The sequence below is a fragment of the Pseudoduganella aquatica genome (assembly GCF_020865585.1).
In the GTDB taxonomy this organism is placed as follows: Bacteria; Pseudomonadota; Gammaproteobacteria; order Burkholderiales; family Burkholderiaceae_D; genus Rugamonas; species Rugamonas aquatica_A.
The window spans coordinates 1,925,648-1,950,648 of sequence record NZ_CP086370.1; the positions used below are offsets into that span (position 1 = coordinate 1,925,648).

A 25,001-nucleotide genomic window follows, 5' to 3' on the forward strand; every position below is an offset into this window, starting at 1 on the left:
ACATGACATCAACCCGCCTGACCTCACTTGACGCTTTCCGCGGCTTCACCATCGCCAGCATGCTGCTGGTGAATAATCCCGGCGACTGGAGCAATCTGTATTCCCAGCTCGCGCACGCGCACTGGAACGGCTGGACCTTCACCGACTGGATCTTCCCCTTCTTCCTGTTCATCGGCGGCATCTCGATGGCGTTCTCGCTGGGCCGCGCGGCCGACGCGGGCGCGGACAAGGGCGCCTTGCTGCGCAAGCTGTTCAAGCGCGCGCTGCTGATTTTCCTGATCGGCTTTCTGCTCAACTACATTCCGCGCTTCGACCTGGCCAGCGTGCGCATTCCCGGCGTGCTGCAGCGGATCGCGCTGTGCACCATGCTGGCGGCGCCGCTGGTGGTCTACTTCAACTGGCGGCAAATCATCTGGTGGATAGCCGGCCTGCTGGCGTTCTACAGCGCGGTGATGCTGCTGGTCCCGGTGCCGGACGTGAACGGCGTGGTGGCGGCCGGCGTGCTGGAGCCGGGCCGCGACTTCGGCGCCTGGCTGGACCGCCAGTTCCTGAGCGGCCATATGTGGGTGCAATCGAAAACCTGGGACCCGGAAGGGCTGTTCACCACCATCCCCGCGCTGTGCAGCCAGCTGATCGGCGTGCTGGCCGGGCGCTGGCTGATGTCCGGTCGCGAACGCAGCGAGCAGACCGCGTGGATGATGCTGGCCGGCCTGGCGCTGCTGCTGGCGGGCGCCATGCTGGACGTGGTGCTCATGCCGATCAACAAGAGCTTGTGGACCACTTCCTATTGCCTGTTCATCAGCGGCTGGGCGCTGCTGATGTTCTCGGTATTCTACTGGCTGCTGGACGCCAACCCCTCGCGGTGGCTGCGCGCGAAGGCGCAAAGCGGATCGGCGTTCTTCATCATCTACGGCATGAACGCGCTGTTCATTTTCGCCTTGTCCGGCCTGGTGGCCAAAATGCTGGGCTTCATCAAGTTCGCGCAGGAAGACGGCACGCAGCGCTCGCTGGGCGCCCTGCTGTACGCGCCCATCAAGGCGCTGCCCTTGCAGCCGCAAGCGGCCTCGCTGCTGCACGCGCTGCTGTTCAACGCCGTCATGTTCGGCGTGGCCTGGCTCATGTGGCGCAAGCGCTGGTTCGTGAAAGTGTGATGGAGCGAGGCCGCTGGTGCGGCTATCTGGATTCCAGATACAGGGTCTCCGGCGCCATATCGATAGCGTCCGACCACGCTACGGTGCCGCCTTCAATGTAGACATGGGCAAATAGCTGTTTATCCAACAGCGGGCGATAAACGGCGTAATCCAGGTAAGCCTGCATATCGAAGGTCTTGCTTTCGCCATTTGCAAATTTCAGCGACAAACGATAGTTCGGCAATGGTGCGACGGCGACAATGGCTGGCAGCATGGATACCTACCTTACAGAGGTGCTATTGGAAAGATCTGTTCGCCTTTCACGGCGTGGGTCCAATTCTTCATCAATTCCTGTTCATGAAGTTTAATCCATTTTTGAAGCTGGCCGAGGCGCTTTGTTTCGAGTTTTCCATCGATTAAGCGACCTGATGGAATCAGGATGACACTATGTTTCTCCTGATGCTGAACGTGAATGTGCGGTTCATTGTGATGCTTGGTGTCCAGAAAATACATGCGAATAATCATCCCGCAAAATTTGGAGATAGTGGGCACGCAGCCTCCTTGGATAGATTCTCCATTTTCCGGCTCAGTGTCAGCTGGGGCCTTGCTCTGCGTCATAGATCAGTTGTTTTGGTGGGGCGCCTTGCCATAGTTGTCAGAATGAAATATTCAGACGATAATATTTATTCTTTAATTTCAGGCGCCCGTTCTCATGGAAAGCACCAATCCCTACCAAACTCCGCAAACTGTTTTTGATGGAACCGATGCCGGCCCGGCTTCGGGCGAGCTGCAGTACGCGGGCTTCTGGCGACGCTTTGGCGCGTTCTGGCTGGATGCGCTGTGCTTGCTGCCGCTGACCGGCATCGTGCTCTTCCTCAGCACCAAGACGCGCTATTTCCATGCGCTGTGGCTGGTGCCGGGCTTGCTGTTCGGCCTGTGGTTCAACGTCTACCTGCTGAAGCGCTACGGCGGCACGCCGGGCAAACTGATGATGAAGATCCGCGTGGCGATGGTGGACGGCGCTGCGGTGACCGGCAAGGCGGCCATGCTGCGCTATTCGGTGATGTTTGCGCTGAGCGCGCTGGCGTCGGTGGCGCTGGCGATGGCCGCGCTGGCGATGGGGGATGATTTGTACTTGTCGCTCGGCTTCATGGGCATGAACACCGCGCTGGTGGAGCAGGCGCCGCTGTGGTACCCGCCCGTGAACACGGCCTTGCAGATCTGGATCTGGGGCGAGTTCATCACCATGCTGTTCAACAAGCGCCGCCGCGCCGTGCACGACTACATGGCCGGCACGGTGGTGCTGCGCAACCCTGCAAGCGCACAGTGATCGCGCAGGGCGGGTTAGCGGGCCTTGCCCGCGTAACCCGCCGGCTTATTACTTGCCGCCTTCGTTGGCGTGCTCGCCCAGGATCTGCTTGGCGTAGCGGACGCCGATGCCGTAGGCCGAGTGGGCCTTGAAGATGTCCATGCAGCCGTCGTAGGTCTCGCCGCGCGCCCAGTCGCGCTGCAGTTCGCACATCCATTGCAGCGAGTTGGTCGGCGTGGCGCCGGCCTGCACCATGCGCTGTACGGCGCGCTCGTGCGCTTCCACGGTGGTGTCGCCGCAAGCGTCGGTCGGCACGAAAATCTCATAGCCTTCGGCCAGCATCTGCAGCGTAGGGAAGGTCACGCACACCTCGGTCCACAGGCCGGCGATGATGACGCGCTTGCGGCCGGTGGCCTTGATCGCTGCCTTGAAGCCCTCGTCTTCCCACGAGTTCATCGAGGTACGGTCGATGGGCTTCTGGTCCGGGAACACGGACTGGATTTCCGGAATCAGGTGGCCGCTGAAGGTCTCGGAGGCGATGGTGGTGAGGATGGTCGGCACGCCGAACAGCTTGGCGGTCTTGGCCAGGATCTGCGCGTTGTGCAGCAGGGCGGTGCGCTCGTGCGACATGGTGCCAAACAGCATTTGCGGCTGGTGGTCGATCAGCGCCAGGACGCAGTCTTGCGGGTTCAGCAGGGTGTTGTAGGACATTGTGTTCTCCATGAAAAGAGGGGGTGGCAAAGTATGTTCACACTTTGCCAGCTTTGCCTTATTTGTACGTCTGCTATAAGGACTGCCCCCGCTCTTGCTTAGGAGAGAGCGGCGTGTTTCCTGCCCATGAATTCGGTTGCGTAGACCAGCGTGGCGATCAGCGGGAAGGCCAGTCCGGTCAGCAGCACGCCGTGCCAGCCGTGGTGCGCATACATCCAGGCGCCCAGCGAGGAACCGATGGCGCCGCCGCAGAAAAACACCGCCATGTACAAGCCGTTGAGGCGGCTGCGCACGTCCTCGCCCAGCGCGAAGATGGCGCGCTGTCCGGTGACCAGGCTGGCGGACACGCCCGCGTCCAGCACGATGGAGGCGGCCACCAGCAAGCCCAGGTCGAACACGCGGCCGCCCTGCAGCAGCAGCGGCGCGCCGAAGGCGATCAGCGCGGCGGCCAGCGCCATGCCGGTGGTGGAGCGGCTCTTGCCCTGGTCGGCGCGGCGGCCGGCGAAGGGCGAGGCGATGGCGCCCGCCACGCCGGCCAGCGCGAAGATGGCGATGCCGGTCTGCGACAGATTGAAATAGGGCGTGGCCAGCACCAGCGGCACGGTGGTCCAGAACAGGCTGAAGGCGCCGAACATGCAGGCCTGGTAGGCCGCGCGGCGGCGCAGGATGGGCGTGGTTGCCAGCAGGCGCCACATCGAGCCCAGCAGGGCGCCGTAGGGCATGGTGGCGACGGGCTGGCGCTGCGGCAGCTTGCGGTGCAGCAGCAGTGCCAGCAAGGCCGTGCCTATCGCCGACAGCACGAAGATGGCGTGCCAGTTGAAGGCGTCCGTGACCAGGCTGGACACGGGGCGCGCCAGCATAATGCCCATCAGCAGGCCGGACACCACCTTGCCCACGGTCTGGCCGCGCGTGTGCGGCGGCGCCAGGTGGGAGGCGAAGGGCACCACGACCTGCGCGGCCACCGAGCCCAAGCCTATGCACAGCGCGGCGGCCAGGAACAGGGCGGCGTTGCTGGTGCTGGCGGCCGTCAGCAGCGCCAGCGAGGTGGCGGCCAGGCAGGTGACGATCAGGCGCCGGTTCTCCATCAGGTCGCCCAGCGGCACGATGAAGATCATGCCGAGGCAGTAGCCAATCTGCGTCAGCGTGACGATGAGCCCGGCCGCGCCGGCCGACAGGCCGGTGGCGCGGCTGATGGGGCCGACAAGCGGCTGCGCGTAATACAGGTTGGCGACGATGAGGCCGGTGGCGGTGGCCAGCAGCAGCACCATGCCGGGGGAAATCCCGGGCATGGCTGTGGTTTGGTGGGTGGTCAACTGGGACTCCTGGGGGCGAACGACAAGTGCCAGCGCCCTGCTCATTGATAGGCGGGCACAGCGGGACAGTCATTGTAGTGGGGAATCCCGATTCGTGCAGGCGCCCGCCGATATAGGAGGTATATGCGGCGGGGGGATATACGGCGCTACAAGGTGCGCAGGAAGGCGGTCAGGTCGGATTTTTCTTTGTCGCTGAGCTTGGTTTCAAGGATGAGGTTGAAGAACTCCACCGTGTCTTCCAGCGTCAGCAGGCGGCCGTCGTGCAGGTAGGGCGGGGATTCCTTGATGCCGCGCAGCGGGAAGGTCTTGATGGGGCCGTCTGCGGTGGCCATCATGCCGTTGATCATGCGCGGCTTGTAGAAGCGCTCGGCTTTCAGGTTGTGCATCAAGTTGTCGGTGTAGTAGGGCGCGGCGTGGCAGCTGGCGCACTGGGCCTTGCCGAAGAACAGCGCCTGGCCGCGCAGCTCGGCTTCGCTGGCCTTGCGCGGATCGAGCTTGCCGTCGATGCCGAGCTTGGGCGCGGGCGGGAAGTCGAGCAGGGCCTGGAACTCGGCCATGAAGTGCACCTGGCTGCCGCGCTCGAGCGGGTTGACGCCTTTCTTGGTGGCGATGACCGGATCGCCGTCGAAGTAGGCGGCGCGCTGCTCGAATTCGGTGAAATCCTCCACCGTTTTCAGGGCGCGCTGCGAGCCGAACAGGCGCTGCACGTTGAGGCCGCGCAGCGTGGGCGTGTCGATGCGGTGGCGGAAGATCTGCGGGCGCATGTCGCCCACCAGATGGGTGGAGGCGTTGCTGTGGCCGTTGGAGTGGCAGTCCAGGCAGGCCACGCCCCGGCTGGGCCGCTCGGAGCGGCGGTCCTCGGTCTGGTTGAACTGCTGCTGCGGGAAGGGCGTGAGCAGCAGGCGCAGGCCTTCCAGCTGCTTGGGATTGAGCAGGCCGTTGAACATGGCGTGGAAGTTGTCGATGGTGAGCAGCTTGCCGCCGGAGACGTCGCCCAGGTCGCTGCGGGTGGTGAGGAAGATGGGCGCCGGGAACTCGGGCAGGAAGTGGTCGGGCAGGTCGAAATCGAGGTCGAAGCGGCCCAGATCGCGCTGCTCCTGGCGCTTGATCTCGTCGATGTGGAACTGCGGGAACAGCATGCCGCCTTCCGCGTGGTTGGGATGCGGCAGCGGCAGGAAGCCGGCCGGGAACAGGTCGCGCGCGCGGATCTCGGCGGGATCAAGCTCGGCCAGCCGCTGCCAGCTGGCGCCCGCAGGCAGCTTGACGCGCACGCCGCCTTGCACCGGCTTGCCACGGAACATGGTGGCCCCGCTGGGACGGTTGGCCAGGTCGTAGCGCTGCGCCAGCAGTTCGCGCTGGCGCTGCATCAGCCCGGCGCGCGCGGCGCGCATGCGGGCCAGCGTGGTGTTGAAATCCTCGGTGATGTCCACCTTCATGTAGCTGGTGGGATGCTCGCCGGCGCCGGCCGCAGGCGCAGGCTGCTGCGCTTGCTGCGCTTGCTGCGCGCCCGCTTCGCCGGGCGGCGCGGCCGTCACGGCGAAGCACACGCCGGCAATGGCGGCCGCCGCTGCCAGCGCAGCGAGACGCAGGGCAATTGCCAGTGGGATGGCGGATGTGGTTTTCATGGTGCTCTCCTGCTGCGTGGCCGGGCAATTCGCCCCATTCCAGTTAAGCAGGCAGGAGAGCTACATCAATGCCTAAGGCCGGTGCGTTTGCGCTGGCTCAAGCCGCTGCCGGATGCCGGCCGTGATGTCGTAGGAATGCAGGCGCTTGGCGTGCTCGAAGATTTGCGAGGTGATCATCAGCTCGTCCGGCCGGGTGCTGTTGATGAAGGCCTGCAGCTGGCTGGCCACGGTGTCCGGCGAACCGATCGCCGAGCAGGACAGCACCGAGTCGAGCATGGCGTTTTCCTGCTGGCCCAGCGTGCCGCGGTAGTTGGCCATGGGCGGCGGCAGCTGCGACGGGCGGCCGGTGCGCAAGTTGACGAAGGCCTGCTGCATGGACGTGGCGAGCAGCTGCGCTTCCTCGTCGGTGTCGGCCGCAAACACATTGAAGCCCAGCATCACATAAGGCTGGGCGAGCTGCGCGGACGGCTTGAAGTTGGCGCGGTACAGCGCCACCGCCTGCATCATCTGCTGCGGCGCGAAGTGCGAGGCGAACGCATACGGCAGGCCGAGGTGCGCCGCCAGCTGCGCGCCGAACAGGCTGGAACCCAGTATCCACAGCGGCACCTTGGCGCCCTTGCCGGGCACGGCCAGCACGTGCTGGCGCGGCGAGTCCGACATATAGTCCTGCAGCTCCAGCACGTCCTGCGGGAACTCGTCCGAATCCGACGCCAGGTTGCGGCGCAAGGCGCGGGCGGTGGTCTGGTCGGAGCCGGGCGCGCGGCCCAGGCCCAGGTCGATGCGGCCCGGATGCAGCGCCTCCAGCGTGCCGAACTGCTCGGCGATCACCAGCGGCGAGTGGTTGGGCAGCATGATGCCGCCCGCGCCCACGCGTATGGTCTTGGTGCCGCCGGCCACGTGCGCCATCACCACCGAAGTGGCGGCGCTGGCAATGCCGGGCATGCCGTGGTGTTCCGCCAGCCAGTAGCGGTTATAGCCCCAGCGTTCGCCGTGCTGCGCCAGGTCCAGCGTGTTGCGCAGCGAAGTGGACGCATCGCTGCCTAGCGCGATGGGGGAGAGGTCGAGTATGGAAAATGGAATCATGGCTGGGATATGGCGACGCCTGGCTGGGTTTCAATGAAGGCCCTGACGCGCGCATGGCCTTTCCGCTACACTTGCAAAACACTAAAGGTATCCACACCAACATCAAAGACGGGACACAATGCTGAAGAAACTTACCATGACGGCGCTGCTCGTGCAGGCCGCGTTCCAACCGGCCGTGCAGGCCGCCTCCTTGAGCGACGCCGCCACGGCCACCGCCCGCTACGCGCTGGACACTTATCCGCAGCAGATGACCGCCGCGCTGGCCGCCATGGTCAGCTATAACACGGTCGCCGATCCGGCCATCACGGCCGACAAGAATCCCGCTCACCTGGGCTTCAAGCAGCTGCTCAAGGAAGAGGCCGCGCGCCTGGGCCTGGACTACAAGGATCACGGCTACGTGGTGGTGATCGGCCTCGGCGAGAGCGCGGACCGGGTCGGCATTATCACGCACGGCGACGTGCAGCCGGTGAACCCGGCCAAATGGGCCAAGTCGCCGTTCGAGCTGGACAGCACCAGCGAGCCGGGCCGCCTGATCGCGCGCGGCGCCGAGGACGACAAAGGCCCGATCGCCACCGCCATGTATGCGATGAAGGCGATCAAGGACCAGAAGGTGGCGCTCAAGAAGCGCCTGGAACTGTATGTCTACATGGCCGAGGAGTCGGACTGGGCGCCGCTGGAGGCTTTCCTGAAAGACCACGTGCCGCCGCAGATGAACATCACGCTGGACGCGGAATATCCGGTGGTGACGGCCGAGAAGGGCTGGGGCATGGTGAAAGTAACCATGCCTGCGCTGCCTGTCCCTGCTGCGGCTGGCAAGGGGCCGCTGCTGCGCGAATTCGCGGGCGGCTTCTTCGGCAGCCAGATTCCGGAAGACGCCAGCGCCGTGATCGCCAACGCCACGCCCGCGCTGGAGAAGCAGATCCGCGCGCGGGCCGCCAGGCAGAAGGGCATGCGCTACCAGTACGCCTGGCAGGGCCGCGAGCTTAAGATTACCGCGCTGGGCCTGTCCGCGCACTCGTCCAAGCCGGAAGACGGCGTCAACGCCATCAGCATGCTGGCCGACGCGCTCAAGGTGCAGCCGTGGAAGGCCACGGCCGCGGCCGGCATGGTGACCATGCTGAACGACCTGGTCGGCACCGGCATCTACGGCGAACGCTTCGGCAAGGCCGCCTACCGGGACGATTTCATGGGGCCGATGACGGTGGCGCCAACCGTGCTCAAGCAGAAAGACGGCGGCATCGAGCTGAACATCAATCTGCGCCGCCCGCGCGGCAAGGCCACGGCGCAGCTGCAGGCCGAGTTCCAGCAGGCGTTTGACGAGTGGAAGCGCACGCATGTGCAGCAGGCCAGCATCGCCATGCAGATCGGCGAGCCGTGGGTGCAGGGGGACGCGCCGCAAGTGCCGGTGCTGCTGGACGTGTTCTCGCATTACACCGGCATCCAGAATGCCAAACCGACATCGATAGGCGGCGGCACCAACTCGCGTCTGTTCCCCAAAGCGGTGGCCTTCGGTCCCGCCATGCCGGGCACGCCATACACCGGCCATTCCGAGCACGAGTTCATCACCACCAAACAGTTGATGCTGAACCTGCAGATGTACACCGCTGTGCTGGTCGAACTGGCACGTTAAACCCGCAAACTCCGCAGTTTGGTATCACCTTGTTATCGACGCGGCGCGCCTTTGTTGGCGCGCCGCGTTTTATTTTGCGGCTACGTGGCAGTAGGTATTCCCTTGCGGAAAAATAAGCCTTACCATCAGCAGCAATAAGGCTTACTTTCACGCCGGCCGTTACCGAAACCTCATCTTTTCAACATCATCATTTGCAATGCCGGATCGTCAACGATCAGCGGCAGGGGATTTTGCATGCGACGTAAATTATTGTCAGTTTGTGCATTGCTGTTGGCGGTTTGCCAGCCTGCGCTGAGCGCCACCCTGGACATGAGCACGCACTCGCCGGCGGTGGGCGCCATTGCCGCGTCCGTCGAGGATGCACCGCGCCGTGGCGCCCTGTTCAAGGTGCAGCACGATGGCCGCACCAGCTATCTGTTCGGCACCGTGCACGCGGGCAAGCAGACCTTCTTCCCGCTGGAGCCGCAGGTGACGCGCGCGCTGGCCGATTCCAATGCGCTGGTGCTGGAACTGGACGTGCGCGCCAGCGAGCCATTCCAGCAGGCGCTGGCGGCCCACGGCAGCTATCCCAAGGGCGACAGCATCCGCAAGCACCTGTCGGGTGAGACGCTGGCGCTGCTGGAGCAGGCGCTGAGCCGCGCCGGCATGTCGCTGGACAAGCTGGAGCAGTACCGGCCGTGGCTGCTGGCCAATTTGCTGGTCGGCGCGGAAATCGAGCGCAACGGCTATGTGCGCAGCCAGGGCGTGGAGCAGTTCCTGCTGAAAGCCGCCGCGCAGCAAAGCAAGCCGCTGCGCGAGCTGGAGAGCGCGGATTATCAACTGGGCCTGTTTGCCAGCATGGACGACGCGCAGCAGGAAACCTATCTGCGTGAGAACCTGGCCGAGCTGGCCAGCGGCGCGGCGCTGAAAAAGACCTCCAGCCTGATCGACGCCTGGAGCCGCGCGGATGCGCCAGGCATCAACGCGGCCTGGCAATCGATGGTGAGCGGCGGCAGCGTGTCCGCCGCCTTTATGGAACGCACCCTGCTGGGCAAGCGCAATCCCGAGATGGCTGCCTCGATCGAAAACATCATGAAGGCGGACCGGACTGCCTTCGTTGGCGTCGGCCTGCTGCATTTGCTGGGCGAGCAGGGCGTGCCCGAGCTGCTGCGCCAGCGCGGCTACCAGGTCGAACAGATTTACTAGGCCGGCCCTACGGGCTATTCGCGCGTGACGCTGCCGTTTGCGTAGCGCACGCGGTCGCCGTTTTTGTAGCTCGGCATGCTTTCCGCCATCACGGTTTGCGTGGTGCCGTCGTCCATGCGCACAGTGATGCGGTAGACCTTGTCCATGGGCGAACCCATGGTACCGCCGGCCGCTGCGGCGCCGCTGGCCATGCCCATCGACATGCCCATAGCCATGGCGTCCTGCCGCGTTATCTGGTCGATAGACTGCACCACGCCGCTGCCGCTGCCGGTGCTTTGCATGCCTGGACTGGTGCTGGCCCCGGCAGTGCCGGCCATGCTGCTAGTACTGCTGGTACTGCTCGTGGCCTGGCTGCCGGTGTTGCTGGTGCTACTGGTACCCCCGTTCCCCTGCCACTGGCTGTCCGAAGCGCAGCCTGCCAGCGCCATTAGCGCGCAAGCCAGTAAAGTATGTTTTATGTTCATGATGGTCTCCGTTATACGAGCGTCCGCTCGAATAGCTTGGATCGCGGCCGGCAGCAGTCGTTCCTCCTCAAACGCCACTCCTTGATGCGCATCAAACGATTACCCGAAATACATGGCCATAATTGCGTGTCAGAAACTCATAGGGAATGGCTATGTTCAAACGCAGGACGGACAAGGTAATCGAAGATTTGACGGCGGCTACCTGCGGGCTGCACTCAGACAAGCGCCAAAACTATGTATTGGCGCAAGCATTGCATGGACTGGTGCGCCTGGCGAAAGCCGAGCAGTTGCTGGAAATGCGGATGGACGCGGAAAAAGCCAGCGGCAGCCTGGCCTGCGCCAGCCGCAAGCGGCAGACGCGGGCCATCCTGCGCAAGATCGGCATGGATGTGAAAAGCCGGCAGCGGGAGCTGGAATTCGGCCAGCAGTATCCGGAAGGAAAAGACGAGACCTCTTAGGCAGCGGCCGGGCGGCGGCTCCACAGCAGCCACAGCACGCTGGCCGTGATGATGGCGGAGGCTGTGTCCACCGCCCAGTCCGATATGGCGCCATGGCGGTAGGGCAGGAAGCTCTGCACCAGCTCATCGAGAGCGCCCATGGCCATGATGGTGGCTACCGACTTGACGGCCCGCAAAGCGGCGCTGCCCGTGCTGCCGGTAAATAGCAAAAAGGTCAGCCCGGCGTAGGCGCAGGAGTGCAGCACCAGGCCGGACGCGACCGTGCCGATGTCGCTACGGGCGCCGGGAATCGAACCGAGCACCAGTATCATCAGGTAAAGGGCCAGCGCCGCGCGGTAGCGCAGCTGGGCGTGGGAGGACGTCAGGACGACTTGCTGAAGTAGGGAACGCATAGCGCAAGGATAGCACGCGGGCAAAAAAATACCCGCTGGTTAAAGCGGGCTGGAAAAACCCATTCGGGTCAAGAGAGCAGAGATCGCACGTACAGAATTCGGGTGGTGCGCTCGAGGCGCACCTTACTGCTTGCCACGCATATCGGTTGCATGTGCAGCAGATGAAGCAACTTTACCTACCCCATATGACGCCGTCATGACAAATCTCAAGAGACGGGCAAAAAAAAGCCCGCTGGTTAAAGCGGGCTTCAAACTATTATCTTGGAGGAGAATAGTGGAGACAGGTGTAATTATGCTGCGCTACAGCATATATGTCTAATTTTCATTTTTCATATCAGTCATAATTTTTCAATATAACTCAATCCTTGACCGGCACCGTGTAGTTCAGCGCCATGCGGCCGCCGTCCACGAACAGGGTCTGGCCCGTCATGTAGGAGGCGTCGTCGCTGGCCAGGAAGGCGGCGATGGACGCCACTTCCTCCGGCTCGCCGCAGCGGCCGATCGGCGTGCGCGACAGGATGGTGTGGCGCGCCTCCGGGCTGCCCAGCACGGCTTTCTTGGCCAGTTCGGTCAGGATGGTGCCGGGGCCGATGCCGTTCACGCGGATGCCGTGCTGGGCCAGGTTCAGCGCCATCACCTTGGTCAGCTGGTTGATGCCGCCCTTGGACACCACGTAAGGCACCTGGTCCGGTATCGCCAGTTCGGAATTGACGCTGGACATATTGATGATGCAGCCGCTCTTCTGCTTGACCATCTCGCGCGCCACGGCCTGGCTGCACAGGAACATGGATTTCAGGTTGATGCGCATGACGCGGTCGAAATCGTCCTCGGTAATGTCGAGGAAATCGGCCTTGTGGGTCACGCCGGCATTGTTGATCAGGATATCGATGCGGCCGAACGCCGCCAGGGTTTCCGCGACCAGGGCGTCCACGTCGGCTTTCTGGCTCACATCGGCGGTGCAGAAGCGGGCCTGGTCGCCCAGCGTTTCAGCCGCTTGCGCGCCTTCCGGCTTGATGTCCACCAGCATGACCTTGGCGCCTTCGGCGATCAGGCGCTGCGCGCAGGCGAGGCCGATGCCCTGGGTTGCGCCGGTGACGATGGCTACTTTTTGCGAGAGTTTCATATTGTTATCCAGGGGTTGATGGCTATGGAGCGAATTTTACTTCACCCACGCCGGCGTTATAATGGTGGGTTTGCATTTTATGAGAGGGGTGGCCGTGAATTTTATTAATAAGCTGAATGCCGCATGGACGGCCAACGACTCCCTGCTGTGCGTCGGCCTGGACCCGGATATGGCCAAGCTGCCGCCCCAGTTCCAGCAAGACCCGAACGGCATTTTCAATTTCTGCAAAGAGATCATCGACGCGACGGCCGACCTGGCCTGCTCCTTCAAGCCGCAGATCGCCTATTTCGCCGCCCTCAGCGCCGAGCGCCAGCTGGAAGACATCTGCGCCTATGCGCGCGAGAACTACCCGCACATTCCGCTGATACTGGACGCCAAGCGCGGCGACATCGGCGCCACCGCGCGCCAGTACGCGCGTGAAGCGTATGACCGCTACGGCGCGGACGCCGTCACCGTGAACCCCTACATGGGTTCGGATTCGGTGGAGCCGTATATGGAATGGGCCGACCGCGGCGTCATCATCCTGTGCCGCACGTCGAACGCCGGCGGTTCGGACCTGCAGTTCCTGAACGTGGACGGCAAGCCGCTGTACCAGCACGTGGCGCGCCTGGTGGCGGAAAAGTGGAACAGCAATGGCCAGTGCGCGCTGGTGGTCGGCGCCACCTTCCCTGAAGAACTGGCGCAGGTGCGCGCGATTATCGGCGACATGCCGCTGCTGGTGCCGGGTGTCGGCGCGCAGGGCGGGGATGTGGAAGCGACCGTGAAGTCGGGCCGCACCGCCAATGGCGCGGGCATGATGATCAATTCCTCGCGCGCCATTCTGTATGCGGCGCAGCAGCCGGGCGAAGACTTCGCCATGGCCGCGCGCCGCGTGGCGCTGGAAACGCGCGACGCGATCAACGCGCACCGCGCAGGCTGAGCATCGGCGGGTTACGGCGCGATGCGCCTAACCCGCCAGCTCCGTCAATAACGCTGCGGCGCCACCATCTCCGCATAGTCGTAAAGCGCGCCGAGAATCTCCTCGCCGCGCTCGTCGGCCGTCTCGGACAGCTGGTCGATTTCGCCAAACAGCTGCTCCACCGTCCTTGCCCCCGCCGCGCCGTCGAACAGGCGCGCGGCGCGGTGCGCTTCCCAGTGCTCGGCTTCCTGCTCGCTCAAGGTCTGCGGGAAGTTGCGCGCGCGGTAGCGGAACACCAGTTCGCCCAGGCGTGGGTCGTCGAAGGGCGGCGTCATCAAGGCCAGCTTGGCCGGCGATTCCTTGCGCATGGCGTCGAGCAGGCGGCGGTCTTCCTTGCCGACAAAACCGCCATACAAGTCCTCATCCACATCCGTCTGCTCGGCCGCGCCGGGACGGTGGTAGACCTGCGCCCACAGCGCGCCGAGGTCCGGCCCGGCCGCCGCAGTCTGCGCGTGGCGCTTGGCCTGCTCAACGTCTATGCCCCAGCGCGCCGCCATCGCCGGCGACAGGGTCTTGAGGTTGGACACCAGCATGGGCGACTTGTTCAGATGCACGCTCTTGATCGGCAAGCGCGTCACGCCTTCCGGCAGCTCGCTGCTGCGCGTAAACATGCGCATGCGCACCGTGTCCGCGTCCAGGCCGTACAGCTCGCTTGGATCGTAGGCGCAGTCCCAGACGATGATCTCGTTCTTGTTGGTCGGATGCGTGCCCAGCGGCCACACCAGGCCGATGCAGCCGCGCTCGGCAGGGAACATGCCGGACACGTGCAGGAAAGGCTGGCGCAGATGGGGCAGCAAATGCATGCCGATCTCGTCGGCCACGCGGTCTTTCTTGTGCAGCGCAAAGCAGAAGTCCCACAGCTTGGGCTGCTTCTGCTTGATCAGGCGCGCCAGGCCTATGGTGGCGCGCACGTCGGACAGCGCGTCGTGCGCGGACTCGTGCAGCAGGCCGTTGGCGGCGGCCAGGTGCTCCAGGCGGAAGCTGGGCTTGCCGTCCTCGCGCAGCGGCCATTCTATGCCTTCCGGGCGCAGCGCATACGTCATGCGCACCACGTCCAGCAGGTCCCAGCGGCCGCACTGGTTCTGCCACTCGCGCGCATACGGGTCGTACAGGTTGCGCCAGAACAGGAAGCGTGTCACTTCGTCATCGAAGCGGATGGTGTTGTAGCCCACGCCTATGGTGCCCGGCTGGGAGAACGCCTGCTCGATGGTGGCGGCGAACTTGTGCTCGGGCACGCCCCATTCCAGGCATTGCTGCGGCGTAATGCCGGTGATCAGGCAGGACTGCGGGTCGGGCAGGAAGTCGGGCGCCGGCTGGCAGTACAGCATGATAGGCTCGCCTATCTCGTTGAGGTCCGCGTCGGTGCGGATGGCGGCAAACTGGGCTGGCCGGTCGCGGCGCGGCTGCGCGCCGAAGGTTTCATAGTCGTGCCAAAGGAAAGTTTGCTGGCTCATGGATTCGGTTTATTTGTTGGGGATGCGGCTACAGTTCGCCGCTTTCTGGCCGATATGATAAAGGGGAATGGCGCAAACTAGGAGAGCGATTATGGTAAATCCCGCTACATTGAAGTCCGGGGGCGCGACGGCCGAGCCGCTGGCCAAGGCCGGCGCCGCCGCCGATACGGCGCCGCCGCCGCGCGTGCAGGCCAGGCAGCAGCTGAACGCGTCCATCGTGCAGGCCTCGATTTCGGTGGCGATAGGCTCGGGCAACGAGCCGCTGGCGCTGCTCTACAAATCGGCGCTGACCGGCATTAACGAGGCGCTGGCGCCGGATTTCGGTCCGGATGCGATCCAGAACGCTGCCGGGCAGGATAATTCGCCGGAAGGGACGGCGGGGCGCATCGTGTCGCTCAGCACGGCGTTTTTCGATGCGTTCAAGGAACAGAACAAGGGGCTGGACGACGAGGCCGTGCTGCAGAAGTTCATGGACACCATAGGCGGCGGTATAGAGCGCGGCTTCAAGGAGGCGCGCGGGATACTCGACGGCCTGCAGGTGCTCAACGGCGACGTGGCCAGCAATATCGACAAGACCTATGAGCTGGTGCAGCAGGGGCTGCAGCAGTTTGCCGACAGCAAGCGCGCGCCGGCCTGAGGCGGCGCTTGGCGGGTTACGGCGCGCTGCGCCTAACCCGCCCTACGATGGATACGGAGTCTTTGCACCGTAGATACTGTTATGCCGGTCAAGCGTTTTGAAGCTCCTGATTGAATGGTTTGCCAGATTTTAAGACGCCGAAAGCAACGTGGACGAGCTTGCGCATCATGGCGCCGATCACCAGCTTGGCCGGCTTGCCTGCTGCTTCCAGGCGGGTGCGGAACTGGCGCCCCCAGTCGGTGCGGTACAGCGCCACCATAGCCGGCATGTACAGATTTTTGCGCAGATGCGCGTGGCCGATCTTGGACATCCGGGGCCGCTGCTTCACGCTTGATCCGGACTCATGTTGGCGCGGATCGAGGCCTGCAAAGGCGGCAGCCTGCCGGCCGTTGTCGAAGCGCCCGGCATGCATGCCATAGGCCAGCAGTAACGCAATGGTATTGTCCCCGACACCGGGAATGGTATCGAGTAAGTCGCGTCTGCCGCGCATGTCGGGATCGTCGTTGATGTGATCACGTACGCGCTTGCGCAGCTGTTTAATCTGCTCGCCGAGCCAGGCAATATGCTGTTCGATATCGGCCCGGACCGATTCGCGCGCCACGTCCAGGCGGTTCGTTTCCTGCGTCTGCATGGCCAGCAGCGCATCCAGGCGCAGCACCATCGCTTTCAATTCCTGTTCGCTCAGCGGCGGCGGCTGCCATGCTTCCGGACCATGCTTGGCGCAGAACTCGGCAATGACCTTGGCGTCGACCTGGTCGGTCTTGGTGCGCACCAGCTGCGCCTGGGAAAACGCCTTGATCTGGGCCGGATTGACGACACTGACGCGGTAGCCCCGACGGGCAAAGAACTCCGCGATCGCCTCCCAATAGACGCCAGTGGCCTCCATGCAGATATGGGGCAACCCGTCCGTATGACTCTGCAGCCACGCTTCCAGTTTGGCAAAGCCAGCCTGGGTGTTTTCTACAACTTTCGCACGGTGTTTGCCCGTTTCCAGGCGCAGTGCGCAATCGACCTTCAATTTGGCGACATCTATACCAAGACACAACATTACTCTTCTCCTGATCAACCTTGCAAATGCGGGCTCACGGCACGCCGGGCCAAAGATACTGTTCGATCTTTAATGGAATAAGAGCAACTGCTGCGAAATCTACATCACGATCTTGGCGACCAAGGGCGGGTACGGCATCCAGTTGCTCTGCCCCGACGTTCCGTTTTCGGGGCAGATGGAATAATACAAGGGCGGGTTAGGCGCAGCCGTAACCCGCCATGGCGTGCGTCACGAGAACAGCGTTTCCTGCACCACCACCTGATTGCGGCCGCCGTCCTTGGCGCGGTACAGGGCGGCGTCGGCGGAGGCGATCAGGCCGTGGTCGTCCTGGCCCGGCAGCAGGCTGGCCACGCCCAGGGACGCGGTGATGTGCGGCAGCGGCAAGCGCATGTCGCGGAACACCACGGCCTGCCGTATCCGCTCGCACAGGCGCTCGGCCACCACCACCGCCACCTTGACATTGGTGTCCGGCAGCAGCACCATCATTTCCTCGCCGCCATAGCGCACCGCGCAGTCGGAGGGACGCAGGGCGCCGCTCAGCACTTGCGCGGCCGCGCGCAAGGCCTGGTCGCCGGCCAGGTGGCCATGGCTGTCGTTGAAGTTCTTGAAGTGGTCCAGGTCTATCATGATGAGCGACAGCGGCTTGCCGCCGCCGTGCGCGCTGGCCACCATTTCCGGCAGCAAGTCATTCAGCCAGGCGCGGTTGTACAGCCCGGTCAGGCCGTCTATCATCGACATCTGGCGGTAAAACTCGCCCAGCTTCTGGCGCCGGCGCAGCTGCGCGTTGGCCGCGCGGATGCGGAAGGACAGCAGGCGCAGCAGGTTGCGCGCCACGCCGTTCGACTCGTCGATCAACCGCCATACGATTTCCGCTTCCACCACCAGCAGCTCGCTGGTCTCGAGCGCCGTCATCAGCGACAGATTGGCTTCCTCGTCCAGCACCGACTGTTCGCCCACGCTTTCGCCCGGCAGCACCTTGCTCACGGTGCCGTCGGCCATGCCGGTGCGGGTGTCGGCGGTGACGGACAGCGCGCCGCTCAGCACGATGTACAAGCGCGCGCGGCTGGTGTCGCTCACGGATTCGCCCTGCTGCAGCTGCACCACGGGGCAATGCGCCAGCGAGCGCGCGGCCAGCGCGGCGTCCGAATCGCGGAACAGCTGCAAGTCGTCGATGCGGTAGGCTGACGCGGCAAAGGTGGTGATCTGCTTCAAGATAGAGTCCGGTGAAAAAATATTGGATACTGTGAAGCAAATCATAGCGCAACGGCGTGTCCGCCAACACTGCGCGTCGGCCTTGTGTTTCAATACTGCGACGAACCACCCGCCACCCTGAAAAATGCTCTTTACCGACGCCCTGGGACAGACTCATCCCGCCGACCCCAACGCCCGCATCGTGTCCCTGGTGCCGTCCATCACCGAGCTGCTGTGCGACCTGGGACTGGCAGGGCAACTGGTGGGCCGTACTGGATTTTGCATCCATCCGACCGAGACCGTGCGCGCGATTGCCAAGGTGGGCGGCACCAAGGACGTGAATCTGAACAAGATCCGCGCGCTGGCGCCCACCCACGTCATCGTCAATATCGACGAGAACGAGAAGCCCACGGCCGACGCGCTGGCCGAGTTCGTGCCGCACGTGGTGGTGACGCATCCGCTGGCGCCGCGCGACAACCTGGCGCTGGCGCGGCTGATGGGCGGCATTTTCTGCGCGCAGGACCAGGCCGAGGCATGGTGCGCCGCGTTCGAGGCCGAGTACGCCGCCCTGCAGGACATGCGCCAGGCCAGCCCCATGCCGCCGCAAACCGTGCTGTACTGCATCTGGCAGGATCCGTGGATGAGCATCTCCAGCGACACTTATATCGCGCGCATGCTGGCCGAGATAGGCTGGAGCGTGCCGCAGTTGGGCAGCGAGCGCTATCCGCGTTTCGACTGGACGCCGGAACTGCTGGCGCAAATAGACCAGGTGCTGCTGTCGTCCGAGCCCTACCGCTTCACGGAGGAACACGTGGACGCGCTGGAGCGCCAGATCGGCAAGCCGGTGCAGCTGGTGGATGGGGAGATGATGTCGTGGTACGGCAGCCGTGCGCTGGAAGGACTGGGCTACCTGCGCCGGCTGGCTGGCGGCTGAACCCGGGCATCGAGCCCGGGCTGCCGCTGCCGGCCGGCGTCCTATGGCGGGAGATTATTCGCTGGTTTCTTCGTCGGCTGCTTCGGCGGCGGCGAGCGAGCTTTGCGACAGCGGCACGTGGCGCTTGTCATTCAGGCGGCCCAGGGCGCTGTCGATGGCGCGCTTGAGTTTATCGGCGGCGCCGCTGATGGCCTGGTGCAGCGTGGCGGCGTGGTCGCTGACGGCGATGGGCTGGTAGCCGGTAACGCGCGCTTCCATCAGGCAACGATTGTCGCCGTCCGCTGATTTCTGGCTGTTGTTGTCGCTCAGGTGGACTTCGACGCGGGTGATGTGTTCGGCAAAGCGGCCGATGGCTGCGGTGACGACGGTTTGTACATGGTCATCCAGGGAAGCATGACGTTCGATGGTTTTATCGGTGTTGACATTGATCTGCATAGACTGCTCCCGTTTGTTCATCAAAGCATGCCCGGTAAGGGGTACGCAAGGCCATCTTACTCCTTTTGGCGGGGTCTGCCAGCCGATTGCCGCCCGGCACAACTTTATTTTTAATTGTTCAATAGCCCCGCTGCAATATTGACCGACAGCCCCAATATGAAGAGGTTGAAGAAGAAGCTCAGCACCGACTGGCCCAGCACCAGCTTGCGCAGGCCCGCGCTGCGGACGCTGACGTCCGAGGTCTGCGCGGCCACCGCGATGGTGAAGGAGAAGTACAGGAAGTCCCAGTAGTCGGGTTCGTGCTGCGGGCCGGGAAACTCCAGCGGGCGCGCGTTGGGCGTGGTCTGGTAGTACAGATGGGCGTAGTGGAAGCAGAACAGGGTGCCGACCAGGAACCAGGAGCCGATCAGTGTCAGCCCCACCAGCGCATATTCGAGCAGGTGATCGCGCAACTGCTGGCCGTGCAGCTCCGCCAGCTCGGAGCCTATGGCCATCAGGCTCACCAGCGCCGCCACGCACAGCACGGCCAGTATCATGGGGCCGCGCTCGTCCTCGGCGGCGGCCACGCGCTTGACCTTGCGGTGGTCGGCCCGCATCATCATCCAGCCCATGGTGACCAGGTAGGCCCACACGGCCACATCCCAGCAGGCCAGGATGCGCGTGACCAGGCGCCAGCTATCGGGCAGCAGCGGGCCGCTCAGCGCGCCGAGGACGATGGCCACGGCGAGGTGGGGGCGGCGGTGTATCAGGTCCGGAAATATTCTCATCCGGACATCATATCAAGCCGCCTTGGCTTGCGCCTCGCGTTCGTCGTGCGGGAAACGGTCCATGCGCGACAGCACCGGGAACAGCACGCTCCACAGGCCGGTGACGGCCAGCGTGGCAGCGCCGCCGAACACCACCGCGCGGGTCAGGCCCAGCCAGCCGGCCGTCACGCCGGACTCGAATTCACCCAGCTCGTTGGAGGCGCCGATGAAAACCGAGTTGACCGCGCTCACGCGGCCGCGGATCTCGTCCGGCGTTTCGTACTGCACCAGCAGGTGGCGCACGTAGACGCTGATCATGTCGCCCGCGCCCATCAGCAGCAGGGCCAGCAGCGCCAGCGCGAAGCTGGTGGTCGAGCCCAGCAGCACGGTGCAGGCGCCGAACAGCGCCACGCCGCCGAACATCCACAGGCCCACGCGGCGCGTGATGGGGAAGAAGGCCAGCGCCACCGAGCACAGCGCGGCGCCGGCGCCGGGCGCGGTGCGCAGCAGGCCCAGGCCGCTCGGGCCGACGTGCAGCACGTCGGCCGCCAGCGCCGGCAGCAGGGCGGTGGCGCCGCCGAACAGCACCGCGAACAGGTCCAGCGACATCGCCCCCAGCACAACCGGGCGCGACAGCACAAAGCGCAGGCCTTCCAGCACGCTGTGCCAGCTGGCCGGCTCCTTGCTCACCGCCTGCGGCGCGGCCTTGGTCAGGCACATCAGCCCCACCGCCACCACCAGCAGCGCGGACGCGGCCAGGAACACCGTGGTGGGGCCGTAGAAGTACAGCAGGCCGCCCAGCGTGGGGCCGAGGATGACGGCGATATGGAAGGTGGACGAGCTGAGCGCGACGGCCTTGCTGAAGTCCTCGGCCGGCACCATGTTCACCAGCACGGCCTGGGTGGCCGGCATCATGAAGGCGCGCGCGCAGCCGAACAGCGTGAGGATGAGGAACACCGGCCAGACAATGCCCAGCCCGGTCAGGGTGAAGCCCAGCAGCAGCAAACCGCACAGCAGCTGCGCGCCCAGGCAGAAGGCGATGATGTTGCGGCGGTTGTAGCGGTCGGCCACGTGGCCGGCGGGCAGGATCAGCAGCAGGAAGGGCGCGAACTGCGCCAGGCCGATCAGGCCCAGGTCGTACAGATTGCCGGTCAGCGCATACACATGCCAGCCGATGGCCACATGCTGCATCTGCACGGCCAGCGTGCCGAGCACGCGCGCGGCCAGGTAGAAAGCGAAATTGCGGTGTCGGAGGACGGAGAAGCCGTTGGCGGAAGAGCGGGACATAGGGACAATCAGGACAATGACGGGCTGGCGTAGCCCATCATTGTGCCTGATGTCAGACAACTGCGCTTGCCGGCGGCCCGGCCCGCCGCGTCAGAAGGCGGCCAGGTCGGCTTCGGTGGTGAAGGCGTCGGCGTAGAACTCTTCTTCCGGCAGCGCGCACTTGGCCACGAAGTCGGCCTTGGCGGTTTCCACCATGATGGGCGCGCCGCAGGAATAGACCTGGTAGCCGGACATGTCGGGCAGGTCGGCCATCACGGCCTGGTGCACGAAGCCGGTGCGGCCGCTCCAGTTGTCCTCCGCCTCGGCGTTCGACACCACCGGCACGTAGTTAAAGTTGGGCAGCTTGGCGGCCCACTCGCGGCACAGCGCGTCCATATACAGGTCTTGCGGGCGGCGGCCGCCCCAGTACAAGGTCATGGCGCGCTTGGAGCCGGTTTGCACCAGGTGCTCGACGATGGCCTTGATCGGCGCGAAGCCGGTGCCCGAGGCCAGCAGCACCATGGGCTTGTCGCTGTCCTCGCGCACGAAGAAGGTGCCCAGCGGGCCTTCGAAGCGCAGGATGTCGCGCTCTTTCATGGTGGAGAACACCTGGTCGGTGAACAGGCCGCCCGGCATGTGGCGGATGTGCAGGGTGATGGGGCCGTTGTCCGGCGCGGTGGCCATGCTGTAGCTGCGGCGCTTGCCGTCGCGCAGCAGGAACTCGATATACTGGCCGGCGCGGTACTGCAGCGTTTCATTGGCCGGCAGCTGCAGCGAGATCACCACCACGTCCGGCGCCACTTTTTCTATGGTGGACACGCGCGACGGCATTTTCTTGACCGGATAGTCGCCGCTGCCCGCCACTTCGCGCGCTTCGATCACCAGGTCGGCGTGCGGCGTGGCGCAGCAGAACAGCGACATGCCTGCCGCTTCCTCTTCCGGCGTGAGCGCGCGCGCCTGGTGCGCCTTGTGCGTCACGCTGCCGGAGATGACCTTGCCCTTGCACGAGCTGCATGCGCCGTTCTTGCAGCCATACGGCAGCCCCACGCCGGCGCGCATGGCCGCCGCCAGGACGGTTTCGTCCTCGTCGCAGGAGAATTGGTGGCCGCTGGGCTGAACAGTAATCTGGAAAGTCATACAATCCTTAAATGAAAATCTCAAACGCTAAAAAAATTGCCCGGCCGCGCCTGCTGGTGCTGGGCTGCGGCGACGTAGGCCTGCGCCTGCTGCCCTTGCTGCGCGCGCGGTTCCGTATCTTCGCCGTCACCAGCCAGCCGTCGCGGCGCGCCGAGCTGCGCGCCGCCGGCGCCGTGCCGCTGGTGGCCGACCTGGATAAGCCGGCCAGCCTGCGCCGCCTGAAAGGGCTGGCGGACTACGTGGTGCACCTGGCGCCGCCGCCCGCCGAGGGCCTGCGCGACAGCCGCAGCCGCAATGTGACCGCCATTTTACCCGAGGCCGGACGCGTGGTTTACATTAGCACCACCGGTGTTTACGGCGATTGCGGCGGCGCCTGGTTCGACGAAAGCCGTCCGGTGGCGCCGCACAATGCGCGCGCCAGGCGCCGGGTGGACGCGGAGCAGGTGCTGCGGCGCTGGGCGCTGCGCACCGGCGCCACGCTGTCCATCCTGCGCGTGCCCGGCATCTACGCGGCGGACCGGCTGCCGCTCAAGCGCCTGGACCTGGGCACGCCCGCGCTGCTCGAGCAGGACGACGTGTACACCAACCACATCCACGCGGACGATCTGGCGCGCATCATTGCGCGCGCACTGTTCCGGGGCGCGCCGAACCGGGTCTACCACGCGGTGGACGACAGCGACATGAAAATGGCGGCCTATTTCGACGCCGTGGCGGACGCCTTCCGCCTGCCGCGCCCGCCGCGCCTGCCGCGCGCCGAACTGGCGGCGGTGGTCACGCCGGCCTTGCTGTCGTTTATGTCCGAGTCGCGCCGCATGCGCAATACGCGCCTGAAAAGCGAGCTGGGCGTTCGTTTGCGCTATGAACGGGTTGTGGACTGCTTACAACAGCTGGCGCCAACTGAAAGGCAGGTGTAAGCAAAAAGGCAGATAATAAATCGATAAGAGTTTGGCAGGAGACGCCATGCAGCCCGTCCCGCACCCCAGCAAAGAACAAGTCCGCGCGTATATGATGCAGCGCAGCCAGGCCCAGCGGCCGCCGCCGGCGCCGGACGAAATCCGCAGGCAGCTGGGGTGGTGTTGGCAATACGGCAATGGTATCGATGGCGGCGCCGGCCTCACCCTCTGTCCGGTTTTCCCTTCCCCGCAGTTCACCTTTGTGCTCCCAGGAAATATCGCCCAGCTCAGCGCCTTGCTGACCGTGGAGTGGCTGTTTCTGGCCGCCGGTTACAGGGTTGCTCATTGACTATGTCTTGCCCGGAAAGCACGTTTAACATTTCCTAGCACAGTAAGTAGGGAAAGATTCTCTCTAATTCTCACTTTTTTCGTGCTGGATTGGCCTTTGGGCAATAAAAGCGTGTATCATACGGCCTAGATGCTATAAAACATAGCAAGTGACCTATGTAGGCTAGTGTCCATCCCGTACTTTTCCGGTAAATATTTTGTCAATGTGTCGTTTTTTTTCCAAGAAGACGACCCGAACCTGAACGAATCCGATGACGTCTCTTAAAGAAATTACTGCTTCGGCAACTTACAACCCGAACCGGGTCCTCGACGCAATTATTGAAAAATTGCAGCTCAAGAACGATGCGGCGCTGTCGCGCGCCCTGGAAGTGGCCCCGCCGGTAATCAGCAAAATCCGCCACAACACGCTGCCTATCGGCGCCACCATCCTGATCCGCATGCATGAAATCAGCGATTTCAGCATCCGTGAACTGCGCGAGATGATGGCTGCCTGATAAGCCGCACGTAAAAATGCAATGGCCCCCGCCTGGCAACAGGAGGGGGCCATTTTCATTGCTGCGCCGGAATTACGCTGCCGGCGTGATGCGCGGACGCACGGAGTACATGTCGCCGGCCGCTGCGGCTGGCTGGGCCGGCTTCTGCACTGCGCCGGAGTAGGCTACCGTGGCGCCGGAATAGGCGACGGTCGCGCCCGAGTAGGCGGTCTTGGCCTGCTGGGTGGTGGCGCCCGAATAGGCCACGGTGGCGCCGGAGTAAGCGGTCTTGGCTTGCTGGGTCGTTGCACCCGAGTAGGCCACTGTCGCGCCCGAGTAGGCGGTCTTCGCTTGCTGGGCGGTAGCGCCGGAATAGGCTACCGCGGTGGCGCCGGAGTAGGCGGTTTTGGCTTCCTGGGCCGTCGCGCCCGAGTAGGCCACTGCCGTCGCGCCCGAGTAGGCCGTTTCGGCGCGCAGGTAGTCTTCGCCGAAGGTGGCTTCGTACAGTTCCTTCATGCGCTCGCCCACGCGGTGGTGCGCTGCCTCGTCGTCTTCGCCGCGCAGGCCGATGTAGGGGAAGTGATGCAGGAAGTAGCCGAACACGGCCTGGCAGTCCGTCGCGTATTTCATCGTGTCCAGGATGTGGTAGTGCCAGAAGGTGTCCACGTCCATCAGCGGCGCAGTCTGTTCCTGCGGGAAAGTCTTCATCAGGTACAGGAAGCGGCGGTATTCGAATTCGACGGCGTTGGCTTTTTGCAGCGACCAGCCCTCGCCGGATTCTTCATGCATCAGTTTGACCTTGATCGGTTCCAGATCGAGGTCGGCAATGGCTTGGAAGCGTTCAGCAGAAATCATGAGTGACATCCTTTACTGAGAGACGAGTGGATTGGGGGCACGCGGTGAGTCGGGCCGAAGCGGCCGGTGCAGGATCGTTCGGAGCTGGGAACGAGTGTTGATGTAGATCAACGAATCCTAGTATAGGCAAGCTGTTGCTGAATGCAAGTGATGTTTTTCAATCGTGCGCGGGGGCTGTGCTGCCCCCGCGACACTATCAATCC

General features: G+C 64.1%; 28 protein-coding genes. 11 read left to right on the top strand and 17 right to left on the bottom strand.

Annotated features, from left to right (window positions below):
* The first annotated feature begins 2 nt into the window (after positions 1-2).
* Positions 3-1,151, top strand: coding sequence for an acyltransferase family protein (locus KT882_RS08430; protein ID WP_228895306.1), 1,149 nt, complete (start codon positions 3-5; stop codon positions 1,149-1,151).
* 22 nt (positions 1,152-1,173) lie between these two features.
* Here the strand turns inward: KT882_RS08430 and KT882_RS08435 are convergent, their stop codons facing one another.
* Together KT882_RS08435 and KT882_RS08440 are read right to left on the bottom strand one after the other, a co-directional pair.
* Positions 1,174-1,404, bottom strand: coding sequence for a DUF2442 domain-containing protein (locus KT882_RS08435; protein ID WP_161073247.1), 231 nt, complete (start codon positions 1,402-1,404; stop codon positions 1,174-1,176).
* Positions 1,405-1,415: 11 nt separating this feature from the next.
* Positions 1,416-1,748, bottom strand: coding sequence for a DUF4160 domain-containing protein (locus KT882_RS08440; RefSeq protein WP_187358745.1), 333 nt, complete (start codon positions 1,746-1,748; stop codon positions 1,416-1,418).
* Positions 1,749-1,842: 94 nt separating this feature from the next.
* Between KT882_RS08440 and KT882_RS08445 the strand changes: the two genes are divergently transcribed.
* Complete coding sequence (locus KT882_RS08445; RefSeq protein WP_161073246.1) at positions 1,843-2,460, top strand: RDD family protein; 618 nt, start codon at positions 1,843-1,845, stop codon at positions 2,458-2,460.
* 48 nt (positions 2,461-2,508) lie between these two features.
* Here the strand turns inward: KT882_RS08445 and KT882_RS08450 are convergent, their stop codons facing one another.
* From KT882_RS08450 to KT882_RS08465, 4 genes are all read right to left on the bottom strand, one after another.
* Positions 2,509-3,150, bottom strand: coding sequence for a hydrolase (locus KT882_RS08450; RefSeq protein ID WP_161073245.1), 642 nt, complete (start codon positions 3,148-3,150; stop codon positions 2,509-2,511).
* Between the two features lie 98 nt (positions 3,151-3,248).
* The gene (locus KT882_RS08455; protein WP_161073315.1) at positions 3,249-4,418 is read right to left on the bottom strand and encodes an MFS transporter; all 1,170 of its coding nucleotides are present in this window, start codon (positions 4,416-4,418) and stop codon (positions 3,249-3,251) included.
* Positions 4,419-4,609: 191 nt separating this feature from the next.
* Positions 4,610-6,088: a cytochrome B6 gene (locus KT882_RS08460; RefSeq protein WP_161073244.1), complete on the bottom strand. Its 1,479-nt coding sequence runs from the start codon at positions 6,086-6,088 to the stop codon at positions 4,610-4,612.
* 72 nt (positions 6,089-6,160) lie between these two features.
* Positions 6,161-7,171: an LLM class flavin-dependent oxidoreductase gene (locus KT882_RS08465; RefSeq protein WP_161073243.1), complete on the bottom strand. Its 1,011-nt coding sequence runs from the start codon at positions 7,169-7,171 to the stop codon at positions 6,161-6,163.
* A gap of 118 nt (positions 7,172-7,289) precedes the next feature.
* Between KT882_RS08465 and KT882_RS08470 the strand changes: the two genes are divergently transcribed.
* A complete protein-coding gene (locus KT882_RS08470; RefSeq protein ID WP_228895308.1) occupies positions 7,290-8,801 on the top strand; it encodes a dipeptidase in 1,512 nt (503 codons plus the stop codon).
* 270 nt (positions 8,802-9,071) lie between these two features.
* Complete coding sequence (locus tag KT882_RS08475; protein ID WP_228895309.1) at positions 9,072-9,986, top strand: TraB/GumN family protein; 915 nt, start codon at positions 9,072-9,074, stop codon at positions 9,984-9,986.
* Between the two features lie 14 nt (positions 9,987-10,000).
* Here the strand turns inward: KT882_RS08475 and KT882_RS08480 are convergent, their stop codons facing one another.
* Positions 10,001-10,450, bottom strand: a complete 450-nt coding sequence (locus KT882_RS08480) for a hypothetical protein (RefSeq protein ID WP_228895311.1) — start codon at positions 10,448-10,450, stop codon at positions 10,001-10,003.
* A gap of 152 nt (positions 10,451-10,602) precedes the next feature.
* On the opposite strand from KT882_RS08480, the gene KT882_RS08485 reads away from it, so the two are divergent.
* Positions 10,603-10,908 (top strand): hypothetical protein, encoded by a 306-nt coding sequence (locus tag KT882_RS08485; protein ID WP_228895313.1) that lies wholly within the window; start codon positions 10,603-10,605, stop codon positions 10,906-10,908.
* Here the strand turns inward: KT882_RS08485 and KT882_RS08490 are convergent.
* Both KT882_RS08490 and KT882_RS08495 read right to left on the bottom strand, forming a co-directional pair.
* Entirely contained in the window at positions 10,905-11,300 is a 396-nt protein-coding gene (locus tag KT882_RS08490) for a VanZ family protein (RefSeq protein WP_161073238.1), read from the bottom strand. The genes KT882_RS08485 and KT882_RS08490 overlap by 4 nt on opposite strands.
* Before the next feature lie 358 nt (positions 11,301-11,658).
* Positions 11,659-12,423: an SDR family NAD(P)-dependent oxidoreductase gene (locus KT882_RS08495; protein ID WP_161073237.1), complete on the bottom strand. Its 765-nt coding sequence runs from the start codon at positions 12,421-12,423 to the stop codon at positions 11,659-11,661.
* A gap of 94 nt (positions 12,424-12,517) precedes the next feature.
* Here KT882_RS08495 and pyrF point away from each other — a divergent pair, with 94 nt between their 5' ends.
* Entirely contained in the window at positions 12,518-13,342 is an 825-nt protein-coding gene (gene pyrF, locus KT882_RS08500) for an orotidine-5'-phosphate decarboxylase (protein ID WP_161073236.1), read from the top strand.
* A 44-nt stretch (positions 13,343-13,386) separates the two neighbouring features.
* On the opposite strand, the gene sbcB is transcribed toward pyrF, so the two are convergent.
* Positions 13,387-14,835: an exodeoxyribonuclease I gene (sbcB, locus tag KT882_RS08505; protein WP_161073235.1), complete on the bottom strand. Its 1,449-nt coding sequence runs from the start codon at positions 14,833-14,835 to the stop codon at positions 13,387-13,389.
* 91 nt (positions 14,836-14,926) lie between these two features.
* On the opposite strand from sbcB, the gene KT882_RS08510 reads away from it, so the two are divergent.
* A complete protein-coding gene (locus tag KT882_RS08510) occupies positions 14,927-15,472 on the top strand; it encodes a DUF5610 domain-containing protein (protein ID WP_161073234.1) in 546 nt (181 codons plus the stop codon).
* A gap of 88 nt (positions 15,473-15,560) precedes the next feature.
* Here KT882_RS08510 and KT882_RS08515 read toward each other — a convergent pair whose 3' ends face one another.
* Together KT882_RS08515 and KT882_RS08520 are read right to left on the bottom strand one after the other, a co-directional pair.
* The gene (locus KT882_RS08515; protein WP_228893647.1) at positions 15,561-16,520 is read right to left on the bottom strand and encodes an IS110 family RNA-guided transposase; all 960 of its coding nucleotides are present in this window, start codon (positions 16,518-16,520) and stop codon (positions 15,561-15,563) included.
* Positions 16,521-16,748: 228 nt separating this feature from the next.
* Positions 16,749-17,732 (bottom strand): GGDEF domain-containing protein, encoded by a 984-nt coding sequence (locus tag KT882_RS08520; protein WP_161075582.1) that lies wholly within the window; start codon positions 17,730-17,732, stop codon positions 16,749-16,751.
* Between the two features lie 124 nt (positions 17,733-17,856).
* Between KT882_RS08520 and KT882_RS08525 the strand changes: the two genes are divergently transcribed.
* Positions 17,857-18,645, top strand: coding sequence for a helical backbone metal receptor (locus KT882_RS08525; protein ID WP_228895314.1), 789 nt, complete (start codon positions 17,857-17,859; stop codon positions 18,643-18,645).
* A 54-nt stretch (positions 18,646-18,699) separates the two neighbouring features.
* Here the strand turns inward: KT882_RS08525 and KT882_RS08530 are convergent, their stop codons facing one another.
* The 4 genes from KT882_RS08530 to KT882_RS08545 form a co-directional block, all read right to left on the bottom strand.
* Positions 18,700-19,080: an HPF/RaiA family ribosome-associated protein gene (locus KT882_RS08530; protein WP_161075580.1), complete on the bottom strand. Its 381-nt coding sequence runs from the start codon at positions 19,078-19,080 to the stop codon at positions 18,700-18,702.
* 110 nt (positions 19,081-19,190) lie between these two features.
* The gene (locus KT882_RS08535; RefSeq protein ID WP_228895316.1) at positions 19,191-19,847 is read right to left on the bottom strand and encodes a DUF1345 domain-containing protein; all 657 of its coding nucleotides are present in this window, start codon (positions 19,845-19,847) and stop codon (positions 19,191-19,193) included.
* 12 nt (positions 19,848-19,859) lie between these two features.
* Positions 19,860-21,113, bottom strand: coding sequence for an MFS transporter (locus tag KT882_RS08540; protein ID WP_161075578.1), 1,254 nt, complete (start codon positions 21,111-21,113; stop codon positions 19,860-19,862).
* Between the two features lie 90 nt (positions 21,114-21,203).
* Positions 21,204-22,229: a CDP-6-deoxy-delta-3,4-glucoseen reductase gene (locus KT882_RS08545; protein ID WP_161075577.1), complete on the bottom strand. Its 1,026-nt coding sequence runs from the start codon at positions 22,227-22,229 to the stop codon at positions 21,204-21,206.
* A gap of 11 nt (positions 22,230-22,240) precedes the next feature.
* Here KT882_RS08545 and KT882_RS08550 point away from each other — a divergent pair, with 11 nt between their 5' ends.
* The 3 genes from KT882_RS08550 to KT882_RS08560 all read left to right on the top strand — a co-directional run bounded on the left by KT882_RS08550 (position 22,241) and on the right by KT882_RS08560 (position 23,964).
* The gene (locus KT882_RS08550) at positions 22,241-23,143 is read left to right on the top strand and encodes an NAD-dependent epimerase/dehydratase family protein (RefSeq protein WP_161075576.1); all 903 of its coding nucleotides are present in this window, start codon (positions 22,241-22,243) and stop codon (positions 23,141-23,143) included.
* A 46-nt stretch (positions 23,144-23,189) separates the two neighbouring features.
* Positions 23,190-23,471 carry a hypothetical protein gene (locus KT882_RS08555; protein ID WP_161075575.1) on the top strand — a complete coding sequence of 94 codons (282 nt, stop codon included), beginning with the start codon at positions 23,190-23,192 and terminating at the stop codon, positions 23,469-23,471.
* Positions 23,472-23,721: 250 nt separating this feature from the next.
* The gene (locus KT882_RS08560) at positions 23,722-23,964 is read left to right on the top strand and encodes a hypothetical protein (protein ID WP_056403290.1); all 243 of its coding nucleotides are present in this window, start codon (positions 23,722-23,724) and stop codon (positions 23,962-23,964) included.
* 72 nt (positions 23,965-24,036) lie between these two features.
* On the opposite strand, the gene KT882_RS08565 is transcribed toward KT882_RS08560, so the two are convergent.
* Positions 24,037-24,798, bottom strand: a complete 762-nt coding sequence (locus KT882_RS08565; protein WP_161075574.1) for a glycine-rich domain-containing protein — start codon at positions 24,796-24,798, stop codon at positions 24,037-24,039.
* Positions 24,799-25,001: the final 203 nt, after the last annotated feature.

Excerpts from the sequence above, each read along its gene's own strand:
- KT882_RS08430 (WP_228895306.1), top strand. The coding sequence starts at position 3 with ATGACATCAACCCGCCTGACCTCACTTGACGCTTTCCGCGGCTTCACC.
- KT882_RS08435 (WP_161073247.1), bottom strand. The coding sequence starts at position 1,404 with ATGCTGCCAGCCATTGTCGCCGTCGCACCATTGCCGAACTATCGTTTG.
- KT882_RS08440 (WP_187358745.1), bottom strand. The coding sequence starts at position 1,748 with ATGACGCAGAGCAAGGCCCCAGCTGACACTGAGCCGGAAAATGGAGAA.
- KT882_RS08445 (WP_161073246.1), top strand. The coding sequence starts at position 1,843 with ATGGAAAGCACCAATCCCTACCAAACTCCGCAAACTGTTTTTGATGGA.
- KT882_RS08450 (WP_161073245.1), bottom strand. The coding sequence starts at position 3,150 with ATGTCCTACAACACCCTGCTGAACCCGCAAGACTGCGTCCTGGCGCTG.
- KT882_RS08455 (WP_161073315.1), bottom strand. The coding sequence starts at position 4,418 with ATGGTGCTGCTGCTGGCCACCGCCACCGGCCTCATCGTCGCCAACCTG.
- KT882_RS08460 (WP_161073244.1), bottom strand. The coding sequence starts at position 6,088 with ATGAAAACCACATCCGCCATCCCACTGGCAATTGCCCTGCGTCTCGCT.
- KT882_RS08465 (WP_161073243.1), bottom strand. The coding sequence starts at position 7,171 with ATGATTCCATTTTCCATACTCGACCTCTCCCCCATCGCGCTAGGCAGC.
- KT882_RS08470 (WP_228895308.1), top strand. The coding sequence starts at position 7,290 with ATGCTGAAGAAACTTACCATGACGGCGCTGCTCGTGCAGGCCGCGTTC.
- KT882_RS08480 (WP_228895311.1), bottom strand. The coding sequence starts at position 10,450 with ATGAACATAAAACATACTTTACTGGCTTGCGCGCTAATGGCGCTGGCA.
- KT882_RS08485 (WP_228895313.1), top strand. The coding sequence starts at position 10,603 with ATGTTCAAACGCAGGACGGACAAGGTAATCGAAGATTTGACGGCGGCT.
- KT882_RS08490 (WP_161073238.1), bottom strand. The coding sequence starts at position 11,300 with ATGCGTTCCCTACTTCAGCAAGTCGTCCTGACGTCCTCCCACGCCCAG.
- KT882_RS08495 (WP_161073237.1), bottom strand. The coding sequence starts at position 12,423 with ATGAAACTCTCGCAAAAAGTAGCCATCGTCACCGGCGCAACCCAGGGC.
- sbcB (WP_161073235.1), bottom strand. The coding sequence starts at position 14,835 with ATGAGCCAGCAAACTTTCCTTTGGCACGACTATGAAACCTTCGGCGCG.
- KT882_RS08510 (WP_161073234.1), top strand. The coding sequence starts at position 14,927 with ATGGTAAATCCCGCTACATTGAAGTCCGGGGGCGCGACGGCCGAGCCG.
- KT882_RS08515 (WP_228893647.1), bottom strand. The coding sequence starts at position 16,520 with ATGTTGTGTCTTGGTATAGATGTCGCCAAATTGAAGGTCGATTGCGCA.
- KT882_RS08525 (WP_228895314.1), top strand. The coding sequence starts at position 17,857 with ATGCTCTTTACCGACGCCCTGGGACAGACTCATCCCGCCGACCCCAAC.
- KT882_RS08530 (WP_161075580.1), bottom strand. The coding sequence starts at position 19,080 with ATGCAGATCAATGTCAACACCGATAAAACCATCGAACGTCATGCTTCC.
- KT882_RS08535 (WP_228895316.1), bottom strand. The coding sequence starts at position 19,847 with ATGAGAATATTTCCGGACCTGATACACCGCCGCCCCCACCTCGCCGTG.
- KT882_RS08540 (WP_161075578.1), bottom strand. The coding sequence starts at position 21,113 with ATGTCCCGCTCTTCCGCCAACGGCTTCTCCGTCCTCCGACACCGCAAT.
- KT882_RS08545 (WP_161075577.1), bottom strand. The coding sequence starts at position 22,229 with ATGACTTTCCAGATTACTGTTCAGCCCAGCGGCCACCAATTCTCCTGC.
- KT882_RS08550 (WP_161075576.1), top strand. The coding sequence starts at position 22,241 with ATGAAAATCTCAAACGCTAAAAAAATTGCCCGGCCGCGCCTGCTGGTG.
- KT882_RS08555 (WP_161075575.1), top strand. The coding sequence starts at position 23,190 with ATGCAGCCCGTCCCGCACCCCAGCAAAGAACAAGTCCGCGCGTATATG.
- KT882_RS08560 (WP_056403290.1), top strand. The coding sequence starts at position 23,722 with ATGACGTCTCTTAAAGAAATTACTGCTTCGGCAACTTACAACCCGAAC.
- KT882_RS08565 (WP_161075574.1), bottom strand. The coding sequence starts at position 24,798 with ATGATTTCTGCTGAACGCTTCCAAGCCATTGCCGACCTCGATCTGGAA.